The sequence below is a fragment of the Microbacterium sp. MPR-TSA4 genome, assembly GCF_058792815.1.
Genome location: NZ_JBXAFF010000025.1, coordinates 20,622 through 45,682 on the forward strand (window position 1 = coordinate 20,622; position 25,061 = coordinate 45,682).

Here is a 25,061-nt window from a genome sequence, read left to right on the forward strand (position 1 = left end):
GGCGGGAATCATTCCCGGCCGGGCGTCGGGGCGAACACGACCGTCCGCTGCACGCCGTAGCTGACCACGAAGAGGGTCGTCTCGGTCGCGATCTTCGCGAGCAGGACGGGGATGCCGGCGTCCGTCAGGGCGCTGAGGATGCCGTAGTTCGCCGCCAGCAGCAGCCCCGCGAGCGAGAAGTAGCGCAGCGCCGTCGTGCGCGTGGGAAGCGACCGGGCGCGACCGAACACGAACGAGCGGTTGACGGCGAAGTTCACGCTGGCGCTCAACAGACGTGCGAAGACCACCGAGAAGAGCAGCCACCCGGTCAACGTGTCCAGCACGAGCAGCGCGGCGGTGTCGATGGCGAAGGCGAGCAGCGCCGAGGCCGTGAACCTCAGCAGCGGGCCGTACACGCGCACCGAGTCCGCCACCGGCCGGAAGTGGCTGGAGCGGTTGCCGTCGAGGTAGACGGTCTCGATCGGCACCTCCGCGAGCGCGATCCCGGCGCCGCGGGCGCGCAGCAGCATCGCCAGCTCGTACTCGAACCGGTCGCCGGGAACCTGTTGCAGCCACGGCAGCGTCGCGGCCGGATACCCCCGCAGCCCCGTCTGGGTGTCGCGCAGCCGCTGCCCGGTCGCCAGACGGAAGGCCCAGCGGGTGGTGCCGTTGCCGACGCGGCTGCGCAGCGGCACCTCCCCGGAGAAGGCGCGGGCCCCGAGCACGATCGTGCGTGCGCGGGCCGCGTCGTCCGCCGTCGGTGCCGTCGCCGTCGGCGTCGCTGCGGGGGCGCCGGCCCGCGGGCCGGAGGTGGAGCCGGCGGACTGGCCGACGAGTTCCCGCGGACGCCGCACGCCGTCGGGATCGACCGCGTCGGCGACGCGGCGGATGTCCGCCGGGGTGTGCTGGCCGTCGGCATCCGCCGTCACCACCGCCGCGCCCGGCCATGCCCGCGCGGCGTGAGCGAACCCGGTGCGCAGCGCCGCGCCCTTTCCGCGGTTGCGTCCGTGCCGGAGCACGACGGCGCCCGCCGCCGCGGCGGCCGCGAACACCGGGGCGAACCGCTCACCCGAGCCGTCGTCGACGACCAGGACGGGCGTCTCGGGCGCCGCGGCGGTGAGGGCGGCGATCACGTCGACGAGACGGCCGTTGGGCTCGTACGCGGGGATGAGGACGATGTGCATCGCGATCACCCCGCCGCGATGTAGAGGATGTCGCTCGTCGCGCGCTCGCCCCCGTTGGAGGGCTTGTTGACGACCGTGCCGTTGAACCACATCTCGCTCGACCCGCCTCCGTCGAGGTTGTACGCCGTGGTGGCGCCCAGCGAGACCATGATGTCGGCGAGTCCGCTCATCGTGACGCCCGCGCTGTAGCCCGGACTGCGCCCGTCGACCACCACGATCACGATGTGGTTCTCGTCGATGACGCCGATCGCCGTGCGGGGCTGCTCCCCCTGGATCGAATGGTTGCCGATGTTGGTGTCGATCTCGACGTCGTCGATGCCGGAGACGACCGCGCCGTCCTCCACCAGCGCGGGACCGAAGCTCAACGTGTTCCACGCCCCGTCGGCGAGCAGCTCCGCGGCCGAGGTCTGCGTCTCGTCGTACACCGCCGCCGTGCCGTCCTTGTAGAAGACGAGGCCCTCGCGTGCGCCGTCGTCGCGGAAGACGACGCCGTTGCGGATGACGATCCCCGAGTCGCGGAAGCCGTAGTAGTCGCCGTTGACGGCGAACACCGCCCCGTTGGCGGTCGCCGTCTCGCTCACGAGGGCCGTGATGTTCTCGCCGAACTGGTTGTTCGCGAAGGCGCTGCGCAGCGCGGTCGCGTCGCTCAGCGTGATGTCGGCGACGTAGTACGTGACCGTGGCGTCCCCGGTGCCCTGGGTGTGCGTGCTGATCGAGATCGCCGCGTCGTCGGAGGTGTAGGTGGTGGCGGTGACGACGGGCGTCGAGGCCGTGCTCGTCGCGTCGGCGGACGCCGATGCCGTGGGGGATGCCGAGGCCGTCCCGTTCTGCGCCGCCTCGTAGGCGGCGACGTCCGAGACGACGACGTGGGGGACGACGAACCGGTCGAGTGCCCAGGCCGTCCCGCCCCCCGCGGCGAGCAGGACCGCGACCCCACCGGCGATGAGGGAGTGCTTGACACGCTTTTTCATGAGGACCACCCTCGGCGGTCGCGGTAGGCGCCCCCTTGGCGGCGGCTACGCGGCGGCTATGAACGTCGCGCCCCGCGGATGTTGCGAAGATGGATGCCGTGACCGCTCCCGCAGATGACGACCCGACCACGGGTCCGACGCTCGTCTTCGACACCAAGGCGCAGGATCACTCGGTCGGCGAAGACATCCTCGGCCTGCTCACCGGGACCTTCCTCGTCTCGTCGGGACTGCACCTGCTGCACGCCGCACAGGCGGTGACCGGCGGCACGGCCGGCCTCTCGCTGCTCCTCGGTTACGCGACCGGCTGGCCGTTCTGGGTGCTCTTCGCCGCGGTCAACCTGCCCTTCGCCCTGCTGGCGGTCTGGCGTCGGGGCTGGGACTTCACGATCCGCACGGTGATCTCCATCGCGCTCGTGTCGGCGTTCGCGCCGCTGCACGACGCCCTCTTCCCCATCGAGGGGTTGCAGCCGCTCTACGGCACCCTCGCCGGCAACCTGCTGGCGGGCGTGGGGGTGCTCATCCTCTTCCGCCATCGCGCGAGCGTCGGCGGCATCAACATCATCGGGCTGGAGATCCAGGACCGCACGGGCTTCCGGGCGGGCTGGACGATGATGATCTTCGACGTGCTGATCGTCGCGCTCGCGCTGCTGGTCGTCCCGTGGCAGAACGTGCTGATGAGCGCCGCCGGCGCGGTGCTCCTCAACCTGGTGCTGGCCCTGAACCACCGTCCCGGCCGCTACCTCGGTCGCTGACCCGCGCGCCGGCGTGTCGCCGTCGCCGCGCTGCAGCAGATGCGGAGAGTGATCACGGATGCGGAGGGTGGGGGCCGCGGCATCCGATTCTGTGATCGTGGTCCGATTCTGGTGGTGGCGCGGGGTGTGCTCGCGCGTGGCTGCAGCGGATGCGGAGGGTGGTCGCGGATGCGGAGGGTGGGGGCCGTGGCATCCGATTCTGTGATCGTGGTCCGATTCTGGTGGTGGCGTGGGGCGTGCTCGCGCGTGGCTGAAGTAGATGCGGAGAGTGGTCGCGGATGCGGAGGGTGGGGGCCGTGGCATCCGATTCTGTGACCGTGGTCCGATTCTGGTGGTGGCGCCGGGCGTGCTCCCGCGCGGCTGCAGTACATGCAGAGAGTGATCACGGATGCGGTCGGGGGATGCCGCGGCATCCGAATGCGGTGCGACGCTCCGATTCTGCGGCGTCCTCGGTGGACGCCGCGGTCACGTCTGGCAGACGGGGCACCAGAAGACGATGCGCTCGCTCGTCTCGGTCGCGCCCAGCTCGGTGCGGCGGATGGGCGTGCCGCACCGCCGGCAGGGCTTGCGCTCGCGCCGATAGACCCAGTTCTGCCGACCCGGTCGGGTGTCACCGGTGAAGGTCCGCGATGGTCGGTCCCGGTTGGCGGTGATCATCCGCGCGGCGGTGTCCACCAGACCCGCGGCATCCACGTCGGCGGCCGGCGTCGTCGGCAGGATGCCGCGGACGAACAGCAGCTCGTTGGCGTACTCGTTGCCGAGCCCGGCGAGATTTCGCTGATCGAGGACCGCCACGTGCACGGGCCTCCCATCGGCGGAGAGGCGGCGCGCCGCTTCGGCCGGGTCCCAGTCGGGGCCGAGCAGGTCGGGACCGAGGTGGCCGACGAGGGCGTCCTCCTCGCTGGTGGGGACGAGGTCGACCATCGCGATCTCGAAGCCCACGGCATCCACCTGCGCGGTGCCGACGATGGCGCGCGCCTGGAAGGCGGGGGAGCGCCACCGCTCGCCGCGGCGGAACACGAGCCAGCGGCCCTCCATCTTGAGGTGCGAGTGCAGGGTGAAGCCGCCGATGCGCATCAGCAGGTGCTTGCCCCGCGGCACGACCTCGTGCACGAGCTCACCCGTCAAGTCGGCCGTGGCGTACCGCGGCACGCGCAGGTCGAAGCGGGTCACCTCGGCGCCCGCGAGCGCCTCGTGCAGCCGTCGGGCGGTGCGGAACACGGTGTCGCCCTCAGGCATGCGCCGCTCCGTGGATCGCGCGGCCGCGAACCACGCCGCCCCCGCGGGTCACCGCTGCCGCCGCAGGGTCAGGCCACGGCTGGACTCGACGAAGCCCGCGGTCTGCAGCGCCCGTCCGGCGGGCGTGCCGTAGACGAACGCGCCCGACACCTGCTCGACGGTCAGGGTGTCGAGGTGCCGGCGTCGCGCCGTGTCGACGAGACTGGCGGCGGCGGCGGCGAGCACGTCGTCGTCATCGCTGAACACGAGCGCTGAACGTCCGCCGCGTTCGAGGTAGAGCACGAGGGCGCCGTCGACGAGCGTCACGAGTCCTCCCGCCTTGCGTCCCGGCCGGTGCGCGACCGCCTCCAGCGCCGGCCAAGCGAGCGCGGCGCCGTAGGGGTTGGCGGGATCGGTCGCGGCGAGCGTCACCGCCCGCAGCGGCGCGGGATCGGGCAGCGCGGCGTACTCGCGCAGGCGGTCGACGGTGGCGGATGCCGCGAACTGAGCCGCCCCGAGCTTCTCGATGAAGTATCCGCGACGGCAGTGGCCCGCATCCTCGAAACCCGCCAGCACACGGTAGGTCTGCGCGAAGCCGCCGGGCACCCCCTCCGCCTGCACCGCCCCGCGCGTGACCACGCCGTAGCGCTCCAGCAGCAGGCTCGCGGATGCCGCGGCGCGAAGCGCGGCGTCGGCGGACGGCTGCGGCAGCAGCGACCACCGGCCGCCCACGAGGGGAGGGCGCGGGGGTGCCGCCCGCGGTGCCGTGACGGTCGCTGCGATCGAGGTGCCCCGGAACATCCGCGCCCGCGGCGTGCGCCGCGTCGTGCGATGCGCCTGCGATCCGCCGGCGAGCAGGCCGCGCACCGGCGCGAAGGTGTCGTTCGTCACCCGTCCGGTCCAGGTGAGGTTCCACAGCGCCTCGACGACCGCCTGCTCGCTGAGGGCGGACGTCATGCCGGCGAGCTGGCCGGCGAAGAAGGCGCCGCCCGCGCCGAGCGCGTCGAGGATCCGCTGCTCCAGTTCCGTGGGCGGCTCGGGGTCGTCGGGCAGGGCGAGGGTGAGCGGCACGGCGTCGATCGGGTGCAACGCGATCCACCCGTCGCGCCCCGGCAGCGAGCCGTGCCCCGACCAGACGACCTCGCCCGTCGAGGTGAGCTCGTCGAGCATCGCGGGCGTGTAGTCGCTGACCCGCGCGGGCAGCACGAGCGACTCCCACGCGCTCGCCGGGAGGGGGACGCCCGCGAGCTGCTCGATCGCGGCGAGCACTCCGTCGACGCCCTCCATCGGACGGCCGCCGGCCGACCCGGCCACGTGCTGCCAGGCGGGCAGGAACCGTGCGTACGACTCCGGGGCGACGGGCTCGACCGTGCCGCGGATCGCCGCCAAGGACCGCAGCCGCAGGCGCCTCAGCACCTCGCTGTCGCACCACTCCAGGTCGTCCGCGGGGGCGCGTCCGTCGGTGGTGGCGGCGGCGTCGGGCAGGAAGAAGCCCGCCGACACGCGCCCCTGCGACTCCAGGCGTTGCAGGGTCTGCCGTGCGACCGCCGTGCCGACGCCGAGGCGCGCGGCGACGTCCGCCGTCCGGAACGGGCCATGGGTGCGGGCGTGGCGGGCGACGAGGTCGGCGAGCGGGTCGGCGACCGGCTCGAGGAAGGCGAGGGGGATGCCGACCGGAAGCGCCGCTCCGAGAGCGTCGCGGAGCCGGCCCGCATCCTCGATGGCGGCGACGCGCTCGACGCCGCCGACCGTGACGCGGATCGCGCGACGCGCGTCGATCAGCTCCCCGAGCAGGGACGCCGCCACGGTCTGTGCCGCAGCCGCGTCCGTCGCAGCAGCGTCCGCGGCCGGATCCGTCTCGTCCCCGGCGGCGGCCGGCGCGACGTCGGGGGCCTCGAGGCGGGCCGCGACCTCCGCGGCATCCAGGGGCCCGAGCAGGCGCAGCAGGTCGGCCACCCCTTCCACGCCGCGCACGCGGCGCGACGGATCGAGCCGCTGCGCCTCGCGCTCGAACTGCGCGATCACGGCGGGGTCGAGGAGCTCCCGCATCTCGACCTTGCCGAGCAGTTCGCCGAGCAGTGCGGGATCCACCGAGAGCGCGGCGGCCCGGCGCTCGGCCAGCGGCGAGTCTCCCTCGTACATGAACGCGCCGACATATCCGAAGAGCAGATCGCGTGCGAACGGCGACGGCTGGCTGGTCGTGGTCTCCACGAGGCGGATGCGCCGGTCGCCGATCGACCGCGCGATGCGCAGCAGGGCGGGCAGGTCATAGACGTCCTGGAGCACCTCGCGCAGCGTCTCCAGGATGATCGGGAAGGTGGGGTGGTTCTTGGCGACCTCCAGCAGCTGCGCGGACTTCTGCCGCTGCTGCCACAGTGGCGAGCGCTTGTGGGGGTTGAGGCGGGGCAGCAGCAGGGCGCGGGCGGCGCACTCGCGGAAGCGCGAGGCGAACAGCGCCGAGCCGCCCACCTCGTCGGTCACGAGCCGTTCCAGCTCGTCGGGTTCGAAGACGAACAGGTCGGCTCCCGGCGGCTCGCTCTCGGCATCGGGCACGCGCGCGATGATGCCGTCGTCGCTCGCGACCGCCGACCCCTCCACGCCGAGCCGCTCCCGGATGCGTGCGTTGACGGCGAGAGCCCAGGGCGCGTGGACGTGCATGCCGTACGGGGAATGCAGGATGATGCGCCAGTCGCCGACCTCGTCGCGGGAACGCTCGACCGTCAGGGTGCGGTCGGTGGGGAGGCTGCCCGTCGCCTCCTTCTGCTCGTCGAGATAGGCCAACAGGTTGCCGATGGCGTTGTCGTCGAGCCCCGAGTCGCGAAGACGCGCGGTGGCCTTCTCGGAGCCCGCGGCGGCGACCTCGCGGGAGAAACGCCCCAGCGCCTCGCCCAGCTCGGCGGGCCGTCCGAGGCCGTCGCCGTGCCAGAACGGCAGCTTGCCCGGCTGGCCGAACGCGGGCAGCACGTTGACGCGATCATGCGTGATCTCGACGATCCGCCAGCTCGTGGTGCCGAGGGTGAACACGTCGCCCACCCGCGACTCGTAGACCATCTCCTCGTCGAGCTCGCCGACGCGTGCGTTGCGGGTCTCGCCGGCGACGAACACCCCGAACAGGCCCCGGTCGGGGATGGTGCCGCCGCTCGTCACGGCGACGCGTTGCGCACCGGGGCGCGCCGTCAGGGTGCCGTGATCGCGGTCCCAGACGACGCGGGGGCGCAGCTCCGCGAACTCGTCGGAGGGGTACTTGCCCGCGAGCAGGTCGAGTGTGGCCTCGTATGCCGAGCGCGGGAGGGTCCGAAACGGCGCCGAACGGCGCACGGTCTCGAACCAGCCCTCGACGTCGACCGGGCCGACGGCGCAGGCCGCGATCGTCTGCTGGGCGAGGATGTCGAGCGGGTTCTGCGGCACGGCGATGGCCTCGATCTGCCCCGCCAGCATCCGCTCGGTGACCACCGCGGTGTGCAGGACGTCGCCGCGGTGCTTCGGGAACAGCGCGGCGCGGCTCACCTCGCCCACCTGGTGTCCGGCGCGGCCGACGCGCTGCAGTCCGGACGCCGCCGACGGCGGTGCCTCCACCTGGATGACGAGGTCGACCTCGCCCATGTCGATGCCGAGCTCGAGCGAGCTCGTCGCGACAACGCAGCGCAGGATGCCGCGCTTCAGCTCGTCTTCGACCTGCGCGCGCTGCTCCTTCGACACCGAGCCGTGGTGGGCCTTCGCGAGCTCCGGAGGGGCGCCGGCGCTCGCGCCCGCCTGCGCCATCGTCTGAGCGGGAACCGTCGCATCGGGCAGCTCGAGGCCGAGGCGTTCCGCGTAGATCTCGTTGAGGCGCCCGGTCAGTCGTTCCGCGAGCCGCCGCGAGTTCGCGAACACGATCGTCGAGCGGTGCGCGAGCACCCGGTCGACGATCGCCTCCTCCACATGGGGCCACACCGATCCGGTGATCTCCGTGGGCGGCGACGGCGCGAACCAGTCGCCGTCACCCTCGGCATCCGCCGCCGTCTCACCCTCGGCGTCGTCATCCGGGCGGTGCTGCGGCGGGGGCGGGGGGTTGAGCATGTCCGACATCGGCACGACGACGCGCAGATCGAACGCCTTCGTGGCACGCGGAGCGACGATCTCGACCGGGGCGGAGCCGCCCAGGAAGCGCGCCACCTCGTCGATCGGGCGCACCGTCGCCGACAGTCCCACCCGCTGCGCGGCAGGGCGATCCGGATCGTCGCCGCGGCGCAGGGCGTCGAGCCGTTCGAGGCTCACCGCCAGGTGGGCGCCCCGCTTGGTGGCCGCGACGGCGTGCACCTCGTCGACGATCACGGTGTGCACGTCGCGCAGGGTCTCGGCCGCCTGGGAGGTGAGCATCAGATAGAGCGACTCGGGTGTCGTGATGAGGATGTCGGGCGGATCGGTGACGAGCTTGCGGCGGTCGGCGGCGGGTGTGTCGCCCGAGCGCACGCCGACGGTCACCTCCGGCAACGGGATGCCGAGGCGGCGCGCGGCCTGGCCGATGCCCACCAGCGGCGAGCGGAGATTGCGCTCCACATCGACGCCGAGGGCCTTCAGCGGCGAGATGTAGAGGATGCGCGTGCCCGCGGCATCCTTCTTCGGCGGCCGCTTCCTGGCCGCCCCGGCGGGCGCGACGCCCGCGGGGGCCGTACCGTCGGCCGGGGCGGCGGCCTTCTCCCGGAACACCCGGTCGATGGCCCACAGGAACGCCGACAGGGTCTTGCCCGAGCCGGTGGGGGCGACCACGAGGGCGTGCTTGCCGGCCGAGATCGCCTCCCATGCCCCGGTCTGCGCGGTCGTCGGCTGGGCGAAGGCGCCACGGAACCAGTCCTGGGTCGCAGGACCGAACCGCTCCAGCACATCGGCCATCGATCCATCATCCCGCGGACCGCCGACACGCGGGGTGCGGCGCGTGTTCCGTATTCAGTCTCCGCGGCGTCATCGGGCGGTGGCGGGCCCGGAATCAGGCGGTCCAGCGCCGCTGCGGCACCCGGGGAGACTGAATACGGCCGTCCGTGCCGGCTCGACCGGCCGGCTCGACCAGCCGTGCCACCCGGGCGGCCCCAGCTCACCCGCTCAGCCCACCACAGACTCGGCGAGCCGGCCGTCGCGCAGTTCGAGGACGAGGTCGGGCTCGATGCGGCGCAGGAAGCCGTCGTCGTGGCTGACGACCAGCACGGCGCCGCGGAACGCGGACAGCGCCGCGACGAGCTGATCGACGGTGTCGAGGTCGAGGTTGTTCGTCGGTTCGTCGAGCACCAGCAGCTGGGGCGGCGGGTCGGCCATCACCAGGCAGGCCAGCGCCAGCCGGAACCGTTCGCCGCCCGACAGCGCCGACACGGGCCGCAGCACCGTGTCGCCGCGCAGGAGGAACCGTGCGAGGCGGTTGCGCAGCTCGACGTCGCCGACCCCGGGCGCCGCGCGCCGCAGGTTCACCAGCGGCGACGCCTCGTCGTCCAGGCCGTCGACGCGCTGCGAGAGGTAGCCGATCCGGTCGGTGTGGGCCACGGCATCCACATCGGTCGGGGTGCCACGACCGTCGCCGACGAGGCGCTCCAGCAGCGTCGTCTTGCCGGCGCCGTTCGGACCGACCAGGGCCACCCGCTCCGGCCCCTGCACCGTCCACGACCGCTCCGCATCGCGGATCGTCGCGATGCGGCGGCCGGCGGCCACCCGCGGGTCGGGCAGGTCGATGTGCACGGACTCGTCGTCGCGGACGCGACGCTCCGCGACGTCGAGCGCGGCGCGGGCGTCCTCCTCCTTCCCCCGCGCCTCCACGCGGAGGCGGCCGGCCGAGACCTGGGCGGCACGCTTCTTCCCACCCATGACGATCTTCGGCGCGCGTTTGTCCATCGACGCCTTCCTGCCGACCGCGGCCCGCGTCGCGAGCACCTGTTCCTGATGGATGCGGTCGCGCTTCTCGCGCCGCACGTGCTGACGCGCCGCCGCCTCGGCCTCCCGCGCCGCCGCCTGCTCCGCCTCGTGCGCAGCGCGCCAGTGCGAGTAGGGTCCACCGAACGTCGTCAGCTCGTTGTCGTAGAGCTCCGCCGTGTCGTCCATGAGATCCAGCAGCGCGGTGTCGTGGCTGACCACGATGAGTGTCCCGCGCCAGCCCCGCACCAGCTCGTGGACGCGGGCGCGGGCGTCGCGGTCGAGGTTGTTGGTGGGCTCGTCGAGCAGAGCGATCGGGGCGCCGCGCAGTCGGATGCCGACGATCGCCGCGAGCATCGCCTCGCCGCCGGAGAGCTCTCCCACGCGACGATCCAGCGCGTCGGGCGGCAGGCCGGCCTCGGCGAGGGCGGCCACGGCGCGCGCCTCGACATCCCAATCGGCGCCGACCGTGTCGAAGTGACGCTGATCGACGTCGCCGGCGCCGATCGCGCGGACGGCGTCGAGGGCGCCGGCCACGCCGAGCACGTCCGCGACGCGCGTCCGGGGGTCGAGCCGCTGGGCCAGCATCTCGACGGCGCCGGTGCGGACGACGGCGCCGGATGCCGGGACGAGCCGTCCCGCGATGAGCGCGAGCAGGGTGGACTTGCCGGTGCCGTTTCGCCCGATGAGCCCGGTGCGGCCGGTGCCGAACGCGCCGGAGACGTCGTCCACGGCGATCGTGCCGTCGGGCCAGGCGAAGGTGAGGCGGTCGAGGACGACCGCGGGTGAGGGGTGGGGCATGGGAGCCTCCTGTCGATGTCGTGAACGATGTCGGGGCGCAGGCGCGCACGACACCGTTCCCGGGACGACGGGAGGGTCGACGGCCGGCGCGGAAGGATGCGCCGACGCGTCGGAGAACCCGGTGTCCGAGGAGGGACGGAGGGTCGACGGCTCAGCGCGGGATCACAGCGCGGCGTCGAAACCCTTCAACGGTCTTCCTCACACTCGGGACAGGAACCCGGACAGCCTACCTCAGCCCGCGGCGCCCTCGCCAGGGCGGCCGGCGGCGACGTCGTCGAGGCGCTTCTGGAGGAAAACGCGGACGTCGTCGAGCTCCTCCTGCGACACGCTGTGAGTGAGTCCCGCGTAGACCCGACCGCTGAGCTCGACGTGCTCGGGGAGCCACTGGACGGTGTGGGCGACGGCGGCGGGCGGGATCACCTCGTCGCGGGCGCCGCGTCCCCAGAAGACCGGGGGGCGCCGCTCGGCCAGCCGTGCGTCGGCGGGCAGCGGCGACGGGTCGACGTATCCCGCGAGATTGACGGCGAACGCGAACCGCTCGGGCCGCAGCCGGAGGGCTTGCAGGGCGACGGCCGCACCCTGCGAGAAGCCGAGGATGCCGATGGTCTCGGCATCCGTCGCCGCCTCCACCCACGCGATCAGCGCCTCAGCGGCGTCGGTCACCGCCCCGATCGAGCGGCCGTCGAGACCTTCGATGGGGTACCAGGACCAGCCCGGCGCGGGAAACGGCGGAGACAGCGGTGCGCGCACGGCCGCGAACACATACGCATCGGGCAGGAACGGGACCAGGCCGAACAGGTCGCGCTCGTCGGAGCCGTACCCGTGCAGGAGCAGCAGCAGCGGTCGGCCCGCGCGCTCGGCGGTGGGCGCCGACCACAGGACGGCGTCGTCATCGATCGCGATCGCGCTCATACCGACATCCTCTCAGTCCCCGCCGACACCGCGGCCGTGCTCGCGGGGGCACCCGACCGCCGGCGCCGACGGGCGTCGCGGACACGGGGCGACCGGAGGTGCGGGTATACATGAGGCATGGCCGTTCGAACCCCCGACCCCGATCCGAACGAACGCGACGACGACGGGACCCCCCGCGATCCGCTCCGCGGCTTCGGCGGCGGGTGTCCGGGCCACCCGATGGGCGACGGCTCGTTCGGCTCGCCCACGCCGGGCAGCGCCGCCAACCCGGGGTGGCTGACCGACATCGAGCTGGCCGAGGCGCGTCGGCGACTGCCGATCCTGTACGTGGAGGCCGTGCCGGTGCGCACCGACGGCGTCGGTGCGGTCACGCAGGTGGGCGTGCTGCTGCGCGCGACGCCGCTGGGGGAGATCACCCGCTCAATCGTCTCGGGGCGCGTCCGCTACGGCGAGACGGTGCGCGACGCCCTCTTCCGCCACCTCGAGAACGACCTCGGCCCCATGGCGTTCCCGCAGCTTCCGCCGCAGCCCGTGCCGTTCACGGTGGCGGAGTACTTCCCGCTGCCGGGCGTGAGCGCCTTCCACGACGATCGCCAGCATGCGGTCTCCCTCGCCTTCGTCATCCCCGTGACGGGCACCTGCGAGCCGCGTCAGGACGCGCTGGAGGTCACCTGGATGACCCCGGAAGAGGCGTCGTCGGAGTCGTTGGCCGCCGAGATGGAGGGCGGCCGCTCGACCCTCATCCGTCTGGCGCTGGCCAGCGTCGGCGCTCTGCGCTGACGCACCGCCCGTCTCACCCTCACCCCGCCCCCGCCCCGATTCAGAGGTGATCACCGTGCCCCGCAGCGAGATGCTGGTCGACTTCGCCGGCGCCCTCCCGCTCGCGCTGCTGCTCTCCTTCGTCATCGCGTGGGTGCTCCGCCGCATCTTCGGCGCCCGCCTCTCCCTGCCGTTGTCGGTCATGACGATCGTCTCCCTGCTCGGGGTGAGCCTCGGGCTGTTCCTCGCGGGCTGGTTCTTCTTCGGGCTGCGACTGTGGATGCCGACGTCGCTGCTGCTGGCCGCGGGAACGAGCCTGGGACTGTCCTTCGTCGTCGCCGGCATCGCCGCGATCGTGCGCCGCGACGGTGCCATCGACGTCGCCGCGCTGCTCGAGAAGGGCGAGAGCGAGCAGGTCGAGTTCAAGGAGACGGCGCGCTGGAACGTCCGTGATGACAAGAAGGACGCCCGCATGGAACAGGTCGTGGCCAAGACCGTCGCCGCATTCCTGAACAGTGCCGGCGGCACCCTCGTGATCGGCGTCGACGACGATGGCCGCGTCCACGGCCTCGACCGCGACTTCGCGACGCTGCGCACCCCCGACGCCGACCGCTTCGAGCTGTGGTTGCGCGACATGCTGGCGGCGAGCCTCGGCAAGAACGCCGCCGCCATGCCCCGCATCCGCTTCGCCGAGGTCGAGGGGCGCACGGTCTGCGCCGTGCGGTGTCCGCGCGCCGCCGAGCCCGTCTTCGTGACCCAGGGCGCCGCGAAGGAGCTCTGGGTGCGGGTCGGCAACTCGACGCGCGCCTTCGGTGTGGACGAGGCGCTCACCTACGTCGCCCGGCACTTCCGTCCGACCGTGGCCGACACCCTGTTCGGGCGCCGCTGAACCGACCGTCGTAGCCGTCGAGCCCTCGGTGCGCCAACGGCGCGCCGTCGTAGGCTCGGAGCATGACCGCGATCGAGCCCCTCGCCTTCCCGACCGACGCCCCGGGCTGGAGCGCCTTCGCGTCCGCCCGCCCGGCCGCCGCCGTCGCCCTCGTCGCCGACCTCGACGCACGCCTCGCCGCGGCGGACGACGACCTCGACGCCGCGACACGCCTGGAGCTGTGGAACGACGCCGACCTCGCCCTGCGGCAGGCCACGAGCGAGGCGTATCTGCTCAGCGAGGCGCATCCGGATGCCGCGGTGCGCGCCGCCGCGGAGGAGCAGGTGCAGGCGCTGGAGGCCCTGTCGGCCGCGCGACTGCTCGACGACCGCCTCTTCGCCGCGTTCGCGGACCTGCCGGACGACGGTCTCGACGCCGATCAGCGCCGGCTGCTCGACCACCTGCGACGCGACTTCCGGCGCGGCGGCGTCGCCCTTCCCGACGCGGAGCGGGAGCGCGTGCGGGAGCTCACCGACCGCGACACGCAGCTCAGCCTGGAGTTCTCGCGCAACGTGCGCGACGGACGGCGCGAGATCCGGGTGCCGCCCGCGGGGCTCGCCGGCCTGCCGCAGGACTTCATCGACGACCACCCCGTCGGCGACGACGGCCTCGTCGTGCTCACCACCGAGTACACCGACCTCATGCCCGTACGGGAATACGCGACGGACCGGGCCACGCGCACCGCGCTCGTCGAGGCCTACAACGACCTCGCCTGGCCCGAGAACGACGCCGTCCTCGCGGAGCTGCTCGCCGTGCGGGCGGAGCGGGCGCAGCTGCTCGGGTATGGCGACTGGGCGGACTTCGAGACCGAGACGCGGATGATCGGCGCAGGTCGCCCGGACGGCGGCAGCGCGGCCATCGCGGAGTTCCTCGCGCGCCTCGACGAGGCCTCGGCGGCGGCCGCCGCGGCGGAGTATCCCGTGCTCCTCGCGCGGCTCCAGCGCGACGACCCCGCCGCCACCGAGGTGACCATCGCCGACTTCTTCTACCTGCTGAGCGCCCTGCGCCGCGAGCGGCACGACGTCGATGCGCAGCTCGTGCGCTCGTACTTCTCGTTCGACCGCGTGCTGCCGGGCGTCCTGGCGACCACGTCGCGGCTGCTCGACGTCGAGTACGTGCCGGTCGACGTGCCGACCTGGCACCACGACGTCCGCTCCTACGACGTCGTGCGTGCCGGGGCGCGGCTCGGCCGCATCCACCTCGACCTGCATCCGCGCGACGGCAAGTACAACCACGCCGCGTGCTTCCCGCTCGCCCCGGGGGTCACCGGACGGGTGCTCCCCGAGGCCGTGCTGCTGTGCAACTTCTCGCGCGGGCTGATGACGCACGACGAGGTCGTCACCTTCTTCCACGAGTTCGGCCACCTCGTGCACGACATCCTCGGCGGCGATCAGCGTTTCGTCCGCTTCTCCGGCGTCGCGACCGAGTGGGACTTCGTCGAGGCACCCAGCCAGCTCCTCGAGGAGTGGGCCTGGGATGCCGAGGTCCTCGCCTCTTTCACCGCCGACGCCCACGGGCAGCCCATTCCGGCCGATCTGGTCGCCAAGATGCGCGTCGCCGACGGCTTCGGCCGTGCGCTGGAGGTGCGGTGCCAGCTCGGTCACGCCAACGTGTCGTACCACCTGCACGTCGATCGACCGGCCGATCTGCAGGCCGCGACGGAGCACTGGTACGCCTCGACGAGTCCCGTCCAGCCGCTGCGGGGCCGGCATCCGTACGCCGGCTTCGGCCATCTGACGGGATACGGCGCCTGCTACTACACGTACCAGTGGAGCCTCGTGATCGCCCGCGACCTGCTCTCGGGGTTCGGGGGCGATCTGATGGATGCCGAGGCCGCGACCCGCTATCGGCGCGAGATCCTCGAGCCCGGGGGACGCCGCGACGCGACCGCGCTCGTCGAGGCCTTCCTCGGGCGCCCGTACGCGTTCGATGCGTACCGGGAGTGGCTCGCCGGGGCGTGACCGCTCCGCGGATGCGGCGGTGAGAGCCCGGCCGCGCCGGGATCAGGTGAGGCGCGCGAGCTCCGCGACGAACGCGTCGACGTCGTCCTCCGACGTGTCGAACGAGCACATCCAGCGGACCTCGTTCTTCGCCGCGTCCTCCCCACCGGCACTCGACGGATCGCCGTCGCGCTCCGTCGAGCCTCCGCCGGCGGGGCCCCAGTCGTAGAAGCGGAAGCTCTCGCGCAGCGCGTCGGCGATGCCGTCGGGCAGGGTCGCGAAGACCCCGTTGGCCTGCGTCGGCTGGCTGAAGCCCACCCCGGTGATCGACCCGTCCGCGATGCCCGCCTCGACGCCGGCGCGCAGGCGCTGGGCCATCGCGTTGGCGTGCCGGGCGTTGCGCAGGTACAGGTCGCCCTCCAGCAGCGCGACCAGCTGAGCGGAGATGAAGCGCATCTTCGAGGCGAGCTGCATGTTGAGCTTGCGCAGGAAGAGCAGGCCCTCCGCGGCATCCGGGTTCAGGACGACGACCGCCTCGCCGCCGAGCGCGCCGTTCTTCGTGCCGCCGAAGCTCAGCACGTCCACGCCGGCGTCGGTCGTGAAGGCGCGCAGCGGGACGTCGAGGGCGGCGGCGGCGTTGGAGATCCGGGCGCCGTCGAGGTGCAGGCGCATGCCGTGGGCGTGGGCGTGGTCGGCGAGGGCGCGGATCTCGTCGGGGGTGTACAGCGTGCCGAGCTCGGTCGACTGGGTGATGGAGACCACCAGCGGCTGGGCGCGGTGCTCGTCGCCCCACCCCCAGGCCTCGCGGTCGACGAGCTCGGGGGTGAGCTTGCCGTCGCGGGTGGGGACGTTCAGGATCTTGATCCCGGCCACCCGCTCGGGCGCGCCGCCTTCGTCGACGTTGATGTGGGCGGTGGATGCCGCGATCACGGCGCCCCAGCGGGGGAGCATCGACTGCAGGCCCACCACGTTGGCCCCGGTGCCGTTGAAGACGGGGAACGCCTCGGCGGATTCGCCGAAGTGGCGGCGGAAGACCTCCTGCAGACGGATCGTGTAGGCGTCTTCGCCGTAGGCGATCTGGTGGCCGTGGTTCGCCGCGGCGATCGCCTCGAGGATCTCGGGGTGGACGCCGGAGTAGTTGTCGCTGGCGAAGCCGCGGGCGGTCGTGTCATGCAGAGTGGTCACGGGTATCCAATCTAGTTCGGGGGCGCGAGTCCGCGACGTCGCAGACCGCGGCTCGCCGCCCCCTGGCCCGAACTCCTCCATCGAGGCGGGCGTATGGGGCGACAGGGCCGCGTCCGGCGGCCAGGGGCGTGCGATGGAGGAGTTCAGCCCGGGCCGAGGGTGATGACGGCGTCGTTGACCTCGTCCGCTCCCCGGTCCCAGAGGCCGAGGAACGCCGCCGCGAGCTCCTCCTCCAGGCCCTCGAGCGCGCGCACCCGGAAGATCGTGGATGCCGCCGCCGGCGCGCGGTGCGCGCCGCGGGCATCCGCAGCGAACCCCTGGGCCATCGCCCGCGCCCACGCCTCCTCCGCCGCCTTGACGGCGGCGTAGTTGGCGCCCCCCGCCAGCGGGCGCGCGACCGCGGTCGAGGAGACGATCGCGACCCGCGCGGCATCCGAGGCGATCAGGTCGCCCCAGAAAGCGCGGGTGACGTGCCGCTGGGCGGTCAGTCCGGCCTCGAGCGCGCGGTAGTCGGCGTCGCTCTGGCCCGGCAGCCCGCCGCCGCCGCGCCATCCGCCGACGAGGTGCAGGATGCCGTCCACCGGCGTCCCGTCGGCGCGGAGCGCCGCCGCGAACGCGCCCACCTCGGCCTCGTCGGTCAGATCGCACACCGCGGTCCGCGCGCCGAGATCGCGCAGCCCGCCGAGCTTCGCGTCGTCGCGGCCCACGGCGATCGCGACCGCCCCTGCGCTCCGGAGCGCGTGCACCGCCGCGCGCCCGCTCGCGCTCGTGGCACCCGCGATCACGACCGTGCGCCCGCGGACCCCGTCACCCATCGCGACCCGTGATGCCCGCCGTCGAAGCGATGACGCCCTGCATCTTCTTGTCGAGCGCCTCGAAGAACATCGAGAGCGGGAACTCGTCGTCGAGCACCGCGTCGGTGTACCCCTTCGGCGCGCCGGCGAGCACGTCGTCGGGCAGGCCGTGCGCCCAGGCCGAGGCCGGATGCGGGGTCACGACGCTGCGCACCAGGTCGTAGGCCGCGAGCCAGTGGGCGACCTTGGGGCGGTCGATCGACTCCCAGTACAGGCGGTCGATCGCGTCGCTGAGGGCGATGACGGCGTCCGGCACCCCGTCCCAGTCGAAGGCGAGCGCGGTGTCGGTCCAGTGCAGCACCCCGCGCCGATGCAGCCAGGCGAACAGCAGCTGGCCGCCGAGGCCGTCGTAGTTGCGCACGCGCGAGCCGGTGATCGCGAACCGGAAGATCCGATCGAAGATCACGGCGTACTGCACCAGGCGCGCGTGGTCGAGCATGGCCGTCTCGGCATCCGTCAGCGGGTGACCGTCCGCCGCGCGTGCCGACAGTCGCGCGGCGATGCCCACGCATTCCCGGTACGCCGTGAGGTCGCAGCGCAGCTCCTCGAGCGTGTAGAGGAAGTAGGGCATGCGCTGCTTGATCATGAACGGGTCGAACGGCAGGTCGCCGCGCATGTGGCTGCGGTCGTGGATGAGGTCCCACATGACGAACGTCCGCTCGGTGAGGCCCTGATCGGCGAGCATCCGGGCGACGCCGTCCGGCACGTCGAGCTTGGTGATCTCGGATGCCGCGGCCACCACCCGCCGGAAGCGTGCGGCCTCGCGGTCCTGGAAGATCGCCCCCCACGTGAACGAGGGGATCTCGCGCATCGCCACCGTCTCGGGGAAGAGCACGGCGGAGTTGGTGTCGTAGCCCGAGGTGAAGTCGATCAGCCGCAGCGAGACGAACAGGCCGTTGGTGTAGGTCTGCTCCAGCTCGCCGATGAACTCCGGCCAGATCACCTCGCAGAGCACGGCCTCGAGGTGCCGGTCGCGCGACCCGTTCTGCGTGTACATCGGGAACACGACGAGGTGGCGGAGGCCATCCACACGGGCGCGCTGGGGCTGGAAGGCGACCAGCGAGTCGAGGAAGTCCGGCACGGGGAAGTCGGCGTCCGCCCACCGGCGGAGGTCGACGACGCAGGTCGAGAGGTAGTCGGCGTCGTGCGGGAACAGCGGTGCGAGGGTGCGGATGCCGGCGGCGATGGTGTCGATGAGGTCGGCGGCGACGGCGCGGTCGGCGTCGCCGGGAACCGAGCCGTCCTGCGCCTGCAGCGGTTGCAGCCGGCCGACGGCATCCTTCAGCGCCTGCCAGGCGGGCTGCTGCTCGAGCGGTCGGTCGTCTTCGACGAGCGGCACCATGGGTCGGTCGTCTTCGACGAGCGGCACCATCGGTCGGTCGTCTTCGACGACCTCGGGCTCTCCGATGACGGACTTCGTGGGCGTGTAAAGGGACATGGTGGGCACCTCCGCTCGTCGAGACAGGAATATTTACGGCAAGACTGCCTTGCATCGGATATTCTTCCATGCATGGAAGATGATGTCGACCGTCGGATCGTGGCCGAGGTCTCGCGAGACGGCCGGATGACGCTCGCCGACCTGTCCGCCGCGGTCGGGCTCTCGATCTCCGCCGTCCAGGCCCGCCTCAAGCGGCTGGAGTCGCGCGGTGTCGTCACCGGCTACCGCGCGCTCGTCGACGCCGAGGCGGTCGGGCGCCCGCTGGCCGCCTTCATCGAGATCACGCCGCTCGACCCGGCTCAGCCCGACAACGCCCCCGAGCTCCTCGAGCACCTCGACGCGATCGAGGCCTGCCACTCCATCGCCGGTGACGCCAGCTACATGCTCTTCGCCCGTGTCGCGTCGCCGCGCGCCCTCGAAGACCTCGTGCGTGAGATCCGGCTCGCCGCCGCGGTCCGCACCCGCACGACCGTCGTGCTGCAGACCTTCTACGAGCACCGACCGCTGGTGCCGCAGTCGGGCTGACGGCGCGGACCGCGCGAACCAGGCGGGCCGCGCGGGCCAAGCAGACCGCGCGGACCAAGCGGTCCGATCCGGCCCGGCGCGCGCCGACGGCGATACATCGCTCGATGGATGCCGCCGCGCGCGGCGGTCGCGTAGCGTCGTAGCGTGTTTCGGACGCTGACCCGCATGCAGCTGACCGTCGACATCGTCGCGGCCGGCCTGTTCGCGCTGTTCGCACTGTTCGCGACGCTCGTGCCGTCCGACGGGATCGGGTCGGCGATGGTCCCCTCGCGGGTCGCGCTGATCGTCGCGCTCGCGCTCACCCTCGTCTTCTCCGGGGCCGCCGCGGTCCGCCGCCTGGCACCCGAGCTCGCCCTCGCGGTCTGCTGGGCCGCCGCGGTCCTCCAGATGGCCACCGGCCTGCCGCCGCTGCCGGCGAACATCGCCATCTTCGGGGTGCTCTACACGACCGCGGCCTACGGCGCGCGGCGCACCTTCTGGTTCGGGTTCGCGTCGTCGCTGCTGGGGGCGGTGGCCATCGCGATCTACATCATCGTCATGCCGCTCGTGCTCGGTCAGTGGACCACCAGCGGCATCGGCACCTACGTCTTCGCCACCGCGGCGACCTTCGCCTCCGCCGCCTTCGCCCTCCTGCTCGCCTGGACCGCCGGCGCCCTGGTCAGAACGAGCCTGCGCGCCCGCGAGAACCGTCGCGCGCAGGAGCTCGCCGAGGCCACCGCCGTCGCCGAGGCGGAGCGCACCCGCATCGCGCGAGACATGCACGACGTCGTCGCCCACTCGCTGGCCGTCGTCATCGCCCAGGCCGACGGGGCGCGGTACGCCGCGGCATCCGACCCCGCCGTCGCCGCCGTGACGCTCGGCACCATCTCCACGACGGCCCGCGCCGCGCTCTCCGACGTCCGGATGCTGCTGACCCAGCTGCGCCACACGCAGGCCGAGGGCCCGCAGCCGACCCTCGCCGACCTCGAGCAGCTCTACGCGCAGGTGCGTGCGGCGGGTGTGACGCTCCGGGTCGACGTGGATCCGGCGCCGGTCGGGGAGGTGCCCGCGGCCGTGCAGCTCGCGGTGTTCCGCATTCTGCAGGAGGCGCTCACGAACGCGCTCCGCCACGGCGCCGATGCGGCCGTGGGCGTCGATCTCGCGTGGCACGCTGGGGGAGTGGAACTGACCGTGCGCAATCCCGTCGCCCCCGTCGAGACCGCGGGCGGCTCCGTCGCCGGCGACCGATCCGCCGAGGAGTACCGCGGGCACGGCCTGATCGGCATGCGCGAGCGTGCGCAGCTGGTCGGAGGCCAGCTCGACGCGAGCCGGCAGGGCGCCCTGTTCGTCGTGCGGGCGCGGCTGCCGATCGCGCCGTCCGCCGCCGGGGGACAGGCATGAGCGCCCCGATCAGGGTCGTCCTCGTCGACGACCAGGCCCTCTTCCGTGCGGGGATCCGCATGGTGATCGACTCGCAGTCCGACCTCGCGGTCGTCGGCGAGGCGGGCGACGGCGCCGAGGGCGTGCGCGTCGTGCGCCAGACCCGGCCCGACGTCGTGCTGATGGACATCCGGATGCCGGTGATGGACGGCCTCGCCGCGACGGCCGAGCTCCTCGCCGATCCGACGCTGGCCGCCGACCCGCCCCGCATCGTCATGCTCACGACGTTCGACCTCGACGAGGCGGCCGCGCGGGCGATCCGGCAGGGGGCCAGCGGCTTCCTCCTCAAGGACGCCGACCCGGAGTTCCTGCTCGCCGCGATCCGGACGGTGCAGTCGGGATCGGCGGTCATCGCCGCCTCGGCGACCCGCGAGCTGTTCGCGCAGTTCTCCGAGCCGTCGCGCACCATCCCCGAGACCTTCACCGAGCTGACGGATCGCGAGCGCGAGATCTTCGCCCTCGCCGCCCGAGGACTGTCCAACGCCGAGATCGCGCAACGGGAGTTCCTCTCCGAGGCGACCGTGAAGACGCACATCAGCCGCATCCTCGGCAAGCTCTCCCTCCGCGACCGGGTGCAGCTCGTCGTGTTCGCCTTCGAGCACGGGCTGGCCTGACCCGCGGATGACCCGCCGGTCGGCGGCGGGGACGCCCCCGACCGTCCGGGTGCGTCATCCTCGCGATGTACGCGTTCGCGACCGCAGGCCGACGCGGTGCCCGTGGTCGCGTCCGTAGCGTGAGGGGCATGGAGATCACGACCACCGAGCTGGGCCTCGCCGCCCGGGTGCAGAGCGTCACGAAGACCTACGGAGCCGGCGAGACGGGGGTGCGCGCACTCGACGGCGTGACCGTCGGCATCCGTCGCGGGGAGTTCACCGCGATCATGGGGCCCTCCGGGTCGGGCAAGTCCACGCTCATGCACATCATGGCCGGACTGGATGCCGCCACGACGGGCCGTGCCTGGATCGGCGACACCGAGATCACGGGGCTGTCCGACCTCGAGCTCACCCTGCTGCGGCGCCGGCGCATCGGCTTCGTCTTCCAGTCCTTCAACCTCGTGCCGACCCTCGACGCGCTGAGCAACATCCTGCTGCCGTTCGACCTCGACGGGCGCCGGCCCACGGCGCTGGAGCGCGCCCGCATCGAGAGCCTCATCGACTCCCTCGGCGTGCGCGATCGACTGCGGCACCGCCCCCACGAGCTGTCGGGCGGGCAGCAGCAGCGCGTGGCGATCGCGCGCGCCCTCGCCACCGCACCCGACCTGGTGTTCGCCGACGAGCCGACGGGCAACCTCGACTCGCGCTCCAGCCGTGAGGTGCTCGCGCTGCTGCGGACCGCGAGCCGCGAGCACGGGCAGTCGATCGCGATGGTCACCCACGATCCGATCGCGGCCGCCCACGCCGATCGCGTCCTCTTCCTCGGGGACGGGCGGGTCGTCGCCGACAAGCCCCGGCAGAGCGCGGAGCAGGTCTCGGCGTTCATGCTCGCGTCCGAGGTGGCGGTGTGAGCGCCGCCGTGGCCGATCCGGTCTCGCTCGGCGCGCCGGCGGCGATCACGTCCCGCGCGTCGCGGCTCGCGTGGGTGCGCGAGCGGGGGATGGGCGCGACCGTGCTCGTCGCCGCCATCTCCGCGGCGTTCGGGGTGCTGCTGCTCACCGCGACGGGCTACATCGCGGCATGGGCGCGCGCCGACCCGTATCTCGGCAACAGCGAGACGGTCGCGATCGTGCTCGGCATCCTCAGCGTCCTGCTCGTCGGTGTCGCCGTGTACGTCGCCGCGATCGTGACGGCGAACACCTTCGCGACGATCGTCGCCGGGCGCACCCGTCACATCGCCATGATGCGCCTCATCGGCGCGTCCGCTCGTGCCCAGCGCCAGGAGGTCGGCCGCCAGGGTCTCGGCGTCGGGATCATCGGTGCCGCCGTCGGTCTGGCGGTGGGCACCGCGGCCGCCGCCGTCCTGGTGCGCCTCGCCGACGCGCTGCTGGGCATCATGGCCGGCTACGCCGTCGCGCAGCCGGTGCTGCTGCTGCCCGCCGCCGTCGTCGCGCTGACCACGTGGGCGGGTGCATGGAGCGGATCGCGGCGGGTGCTGACCGTCACCCCGCTGCAGGCGCTCGCCGGATCGGCCCCGCGCACGCACGAGCAGACCCGCTCGCCGGCGCGCGATGTCGCGGCCGTGATCCTGTCGTTCGCCGGGGCGGCGCTGTTGGCCGGAGGCGTCGTCGTCGGGCTCGTGTCGCCGCTCGGCGTCATCGTCGCCTTCTTCGGCGGCATCCTGTCCTTCACCGGCCTGACCCTCGGCGCCGTCATCGTCATGCCGCCGCTGCTGCGCCTCACCGGACGCCTGTTCGGTCGGTCGGCGCCGGCGCGACTCGCGGCCGAGAACGCCCTGCGCTACCCCGAGCGGGCGAGCCGCATGGCGATCGGGGTGGTCATGGGCGTGACGCTCGTCGTGATGTTCGCGGTCGCCGGCGCGTCGGTCAAAGCCGTGATCGCGTCGTCGTCGGGGGGAACGCCGCCCGCGGAGCTCGATCGCGTGCTCGACACCTTCGCCGCCATCATGATGGGGCTGGTCGCCGTCTCGGCCGTGATCGCCGCCGTCGGCCTCGTCAACCTGCTGACGATCGGCGTCGTCCAGCGACGTCGCGAGCTCGGACTGCTGCGGGCCCTCGGCCTCTCCTCCCGCCAGGTGCGACGGGTCGTGCTGCTCGAGGCCGTGCACGTCACCATCACGGCGCTCACCTTCGGGCTCGTGCTGGGCGTCGCCTACGGGTGGGTGGCCGCGCAGTCGCTGCTCGGCTCGGTGGCCGTGCCGCCCGCGCTCTCCGCGCCGACGCTGGTGGTCCCGGCCGTGCCATGGATGCCGGTGCTCGTCGTGGTGCTGGCCACTGCGCTCCTCACCGTCGTCGCGACGGTCGTCCCGACGCGGTTGGCGACGCGGGTGACGGCCGTGGAGGCGCTCGCCGAGTGAGGACCCGGATGCCTGGGGGTGTCCGGTGCCGGCTGTCGCGGTCAGGCTTCGACCGCGACAGCCGGCGATTCGTCGCGGTGGGCGTCGGGGTCGAAGGCCCAGGTCGGCGCGAGCGCGGCGAGGCGGGCGCCGCGCCACTGCCACGTCGCCCAGAGCACCGGCCAGAGCGCGGGCGCGGCGGCCCCGCCGATCACGAGCCGGTCGCGCCACAGCGTCTTCGACGGGTCGCCCGGCGCCGGCGCCACCGCCATCTGGTGGTCCCACACGTCGAGGGCGGCCAGCGGTCCCGTCAGCGGGATGCCGCTGTCGCGGAAGATCCGCACGGGGCCGTGGGCGTCGACCGTGTGCCGCTCGCTGACGTGGATCAGCTGCGATCCGAGCGGGATGACGCCGGCGACGCTCATCGCCACCGGGACGTCGGCGCCCGGCACGAGTCTGGTCGGCAGGCCTTCGGCGGCGAGGGGCGCGAGGTCGAGGAACGGACCGTAGAGGTCGGCGACCGCACGCGGTGAGTGCAGGGCGCGCCACGCGGCATCCGCATCGCAGTCGAGGACGAGCTTGAGCATGATCCGCATACCGCCAGTCTCGCACCGGTGCCCCCGTAGCCTGGAGACATGGCCTCCCCGTTCGATCAGTCCCGGTACCAGGTGCGCCTCGAATGGGGTGCCGACGGCCTCGATCGCGTCGCGGCGTCCGACGTCGTGGTCGTCGTCGACGTCCTGCGGTTCTCCAGCACGGTCGCCCGCCGCGTCGCGACCGGAGACGCGGTGGCGCTGGACGACGCCGCGCACGCCGCGTCGGTGAACGGTGCCGCGATCGCGGCGCGTGCGGGCGCGACCGGCGCCGTCGTGCTGCTCGGTGCGCTCGTGAATGCGGCCGCCGTGGCCGACGCGATCCTCGCGGAGCAGCGCCGCCGCGGCGCGCGCACGAGCATCCTCGTGCTCGCCGCCGGTGAGCTCTCCGGCCGCGAGTCCGATGCGCGGCTGCGGTTCGCCGTCGAGGACCTGCTCGGCGCGGGAGCCGTCATCGACGCCCTGGGTGCGCGCGGCATCGACCACACGTCGCCCGAAGCCGCCGCCGCGGGCGAGGCCTTCCGCGGGCTGCGGCCCGCCGTGCGCCACCTCCTCACGGCGAGCGGCTCGGGACAGGAGCTCATCGGACGTGACGCGCGTGACGAGGTGCTCGCGGCCGCAGAGGTGGATGCCGCGGCATCCGCGCCCGTCCTGCGCGCGGGCGTGTTCGTGGCCTACGCCTGACCCGGCGCTTCGGGGTGCTTCCGCTCGGCTCGGGGCGTTTCGACTCGCTGCGCTCGCTCAACGACCGGGGCCCCGCCACCCCCTCCGGTCGTTGAG

20 protein-coding genes are annotated in these 25,061 nt (G+C 73.1%); 10 read left to right on the top strand and 10 right to left on the bottom strand.

Going from position 1 to position 25,061, the window contains the following annotated elements:
* Positions 1–8: 8 nt before the first annotated feature.
* Together AC1Q49_RS11115 and AC1Q49_RS11120 are read right to left on the bottom strand one after the other, a co-directional pair.
* Positions 9–1,163: a glycosyltransferase gene (locus AC1Q49_RS11115; protein WP_492492187.1), complete on the bottom strand. Its 1,155-nt coding sequence runs from the start codon at positions 1,161–1,163 to the stop codon at positions 9–11.
* Between the two features lie 5 nt (positions 1,164–1,168).
* Positions 1,169–2,134 carry a phosphodiester glycosidase family protein gene (locus AC1Q49_RS11120; protein ID WP_060958370.1) on the bottom strand — a complete coding sequence of 322 codons (966 nt, stop codon included), beginning with the start codon at positions 2,132–2,134 and terminating at the stop codon, positions 1,169–1,171.
* 89 nt (positions 2,135–2,223) lie between these two features.
* Here AC1Q49_RS11120 and AC1Q49_RS11125 point away from each other — a divergent pair, with 89 nt between their 5' ends.
* Complete coding sequence (locus AC1Q49_RS11125) at positions 2,224–2,886, top strand: YitT family protein (protein WP_060958371.1); 663 nt, start codon at positions 2,224–2,226, stop codon at positions 2,884–2,886.
* 465 nt (positions 2,887–3,351) lie between these two features.
* Here the strand turns inward: AC1Q49_RS11125 and AC1Q49_RS11130 are convergent, their stop codons facing one another.
* From AC1Q49_RS11130 to AC1Q49_RS11145, 4 genes are all read right to left on the bottom strand, one after another.
* Positions 3,352–4,125 (bottom strand): DNA-formamidopyrimidine glycosylase family protein, encoded by a 774-nt coding sequence (locus AC1Q49_RS11130; RefSeq protein ID WP_492492190.1) that lies wholly within the window; start codon positions 4,123–4,125, stop codon positions 3,352–3,354.
* 48 nt (positions 4,126–4,173) lie between these two features.
* Positions 4,174–8,976 (bottom strand): ATP-dependent helicase, encoded by a 4,803-nt coding sequence (locus AC1Q49_RS11135; RefSeq protein ID WP_492492192.1) that lies wholly within the window; start codon positions 8,974–8,976, stop codon positions 4,174–4,176.
* 207 nt (positions 8,977–9,183) lie between these two features.
* Positions 9,184–10,779 (bottom strand): ABC-F family ATP-binding cassette domain-containing protein, encoded by a 1,596-nt coding sequence (locus AC1Q49_RS11140; RefSeq protein WP_101306913.1) that lies wholly within the window; start codon positions 10,777–10,779, stop codon positions 9,184–9,186.
* A gap of 231 nt (positions 10,780–11,010) precedes the next feature.
* Positions 11,011–11,691 (bottom strand): alpha/beta hydrolase, encoded by a 681-nt coding sequence (locus AC1Q49_RS11145; protein ID WP_492492194.1) that lies wholly within the window; start codon positions 11,689–11,691, stop codon positions 11,011–11,013.
* A gap of 117 nt (positions 11,692–11,808) precedes the next feature.
* Between AC1Q49_RS11145 and AC1Q49_RS11150 the strand changes: the two genes are divergently transcribed.
* The 3 genes from AC1Q49_RS11150 (at position 11,809) to AC1Q49_RS11160 (ending at position 15,339) form a co-directional block, all read left to right on the top strand.
* Complete coding sequence (locus AC1Q49_RS11150; RefSeq protein ID WP_492492196.1) at positions 11,809–12,471, top strand: NUDIX hydrolase family protein; 663 nt, start codon at positions 11,809–11,811, stop codon at positions 12,469–12,471.
* Between the two features lie 55 nt (positions 12,472–12,526).
* Positions 12,527–13,339, top strand: a complete 813-nt coding sequence (locus AC1Q49_RS11155; RefSeq protein WP_232783938.1) for an AlbA family DNA-binding domain-containing protein — start codon at positions 12,527–12,529, stop codon at positions 13,337–13,339.
* A 62-nt stretch (positions 13,340–13,401) separates the two neighbouring features.
* The gene (locus AC1Q49_RS11160; RefSeq protein ID WP_492492199.1) at positions 13,402–15,339 is read left to right on the top strand and encodes a M3 family metallopeptidase; all 1,938 of its coding nucleotides are present in this window, start codon (positions 13,402–13,404) and stop codon (positions 15,337–15,339) included.
* A 42-nt stretch (positions 15,340–15,381) separates the two neighbouring features.
* On the opposite strand, the gene AC1Q49_RS11165 is transcribed toward AC1Q49_RS11160, so the two are convergent.
* The 3 genes from AC1Q49_RS11165 to AC1Q49_RS11175 form a co-directional block, all read right to left on the bottom strand.
* Complete coding sequence (locus AC1Q49_RS11165) at positions 15,382–16,503, bottom strand: threonine aldolase family protein (RefSeq protein WP_101306910.1); 1,122 nt, start codon at positions 16,501–16,503, stop codon at positions 15,382–15,384.
* Between the two features lie 143 nt (positions 16,504–16,646).
* The gene (locus tag AC1Q49_RS11170; RefSeq protein ID WP_101306909.1) at positions 16,647–17,318 is read right to left on the bottom strand and encodes an SDR family oxidoreductase; all 672 of its coding nucleotides are present in this window, start codon (positions 17,316–17,318) and stop codon (positions 16,647–16,649) included.
* Positions 17,311–18,795, bottom strand: a complete 1,485-nt coding sequence (locus AC1Q49_RS11175; protein ID WP_492492202.1) for a DUF6421 family protein — start codon at positions 18,793–18,795, stop codon at positions 17,311–17,313. Before AC1Q49_RS11175 ends, AC1Q49_RS11170 begins: the two co-directional genes overlap by 8 nt.
* 72 nt (positions 18,796–18,867) lie before the next feature.
* Between AC1Q49_RS11175 and AC1Q49_RS11180 the strand changes: the two genes are divergently transcribed.
* The 5 genes from AC1Q49_RS11180 (at position 18,868) to AC1Q49_RS11200 (ending at position 23,709) form a co-directional block, all read left to right on the top strand.
* Positions 18,868–19,320, top strand: a complete 453-nt coding sequence (locus tag AC1Q49_RS11180; RefSeq protein ID WP_101306908.1) for an Lrp/AsnC family transcriptional regulator — start codon at positions 18,868–18,870, stop codon at positions 19,318–19,320.
* Positions 19,321–19,464: 144 nt separating this feature from the next.
* A complete protein-coding gene (locus AC1Q49_RS11185; protein ID WP_205283490.1) occupies positions 19,465–20,700 on the top strand; it encodes a sensor histidine kinase in 1,236 nt (411 codons plus the stop codon).
* Entirely contained in the window at positions 20,697–21,353 is a 657-nt protein-coding gene (locus AC1Q49_RS11190; RefSeq protein ID WP_060958385.1) for a response regulator, read from the top strand. Before AC1Q49_RS11185 ends, AC1Q49_RS11190 begins: the two co-directional genes overlap by 4 nt.
* A 128-nt stretch (positions 21,354–21,481) precedes the next feature.
* On the top strand, positions 21,482–22,243 hold the full coding sequence (locus tag AC1Q49_RS11195) for an ABC transporter ATP-binding protein (RefSeq protein WP_101306906.1): 762 nt from the start codon (positions 21,482–21,484) through the stop codon (positions 22,241–22,243).
* On the top strand, positions 22,240–23,709 hold the full coding sequence (locus AC1Q49_RS11200) for an ABC transporter permease (RefSeq protein ID WP_374198333.1): 1,470 nt from the start codon (positions 22,240–22,242) through the stop codon (positions 23,707–23,709). The genes AC1Q49_RS11195 and AC1Q49_RS11200 overlap by 4 nt, the downstream gene beginning before the upstream one ends.
* A 41-nt stretch (positions 23,710–23,750) precedes the next feature.
* Here the strand turns inward: AC1Q49_RS11200 and AC1Q49_RS11205 are convergent, their stop codons facing one another.
* Positions 23,751–24,284 carry a hypothetical protein gene (locus AC1Q49_RS11205; RefSeq protein WP_101306905.1) on the bottom strand — a complete coding sequence of 178 codons (534 nt, stop codon included), beginning with the start codon at positions 24,282–24,284 and terminating at the stop codon, positions 23,751–23,753.
* 39 nt (positions 24,285–24,323) lie between these two features.
* Here AC1Q49_RS11205 and AC1Q49_RS11210 point away from each other — a divergent pair, with 39 nt between their 5' ends.
* Entirely contained in the window at positions 24,324–24,965 is a 642-nt protein-coding gene (locus tag AC1Q49_RS11210; protein ID WP_061781893.1) for a 2-phosphosulfolactate phosphatase, read from the top strand.
* Positions 24,966–25,061: the final 96 nt, after the last annotated feature.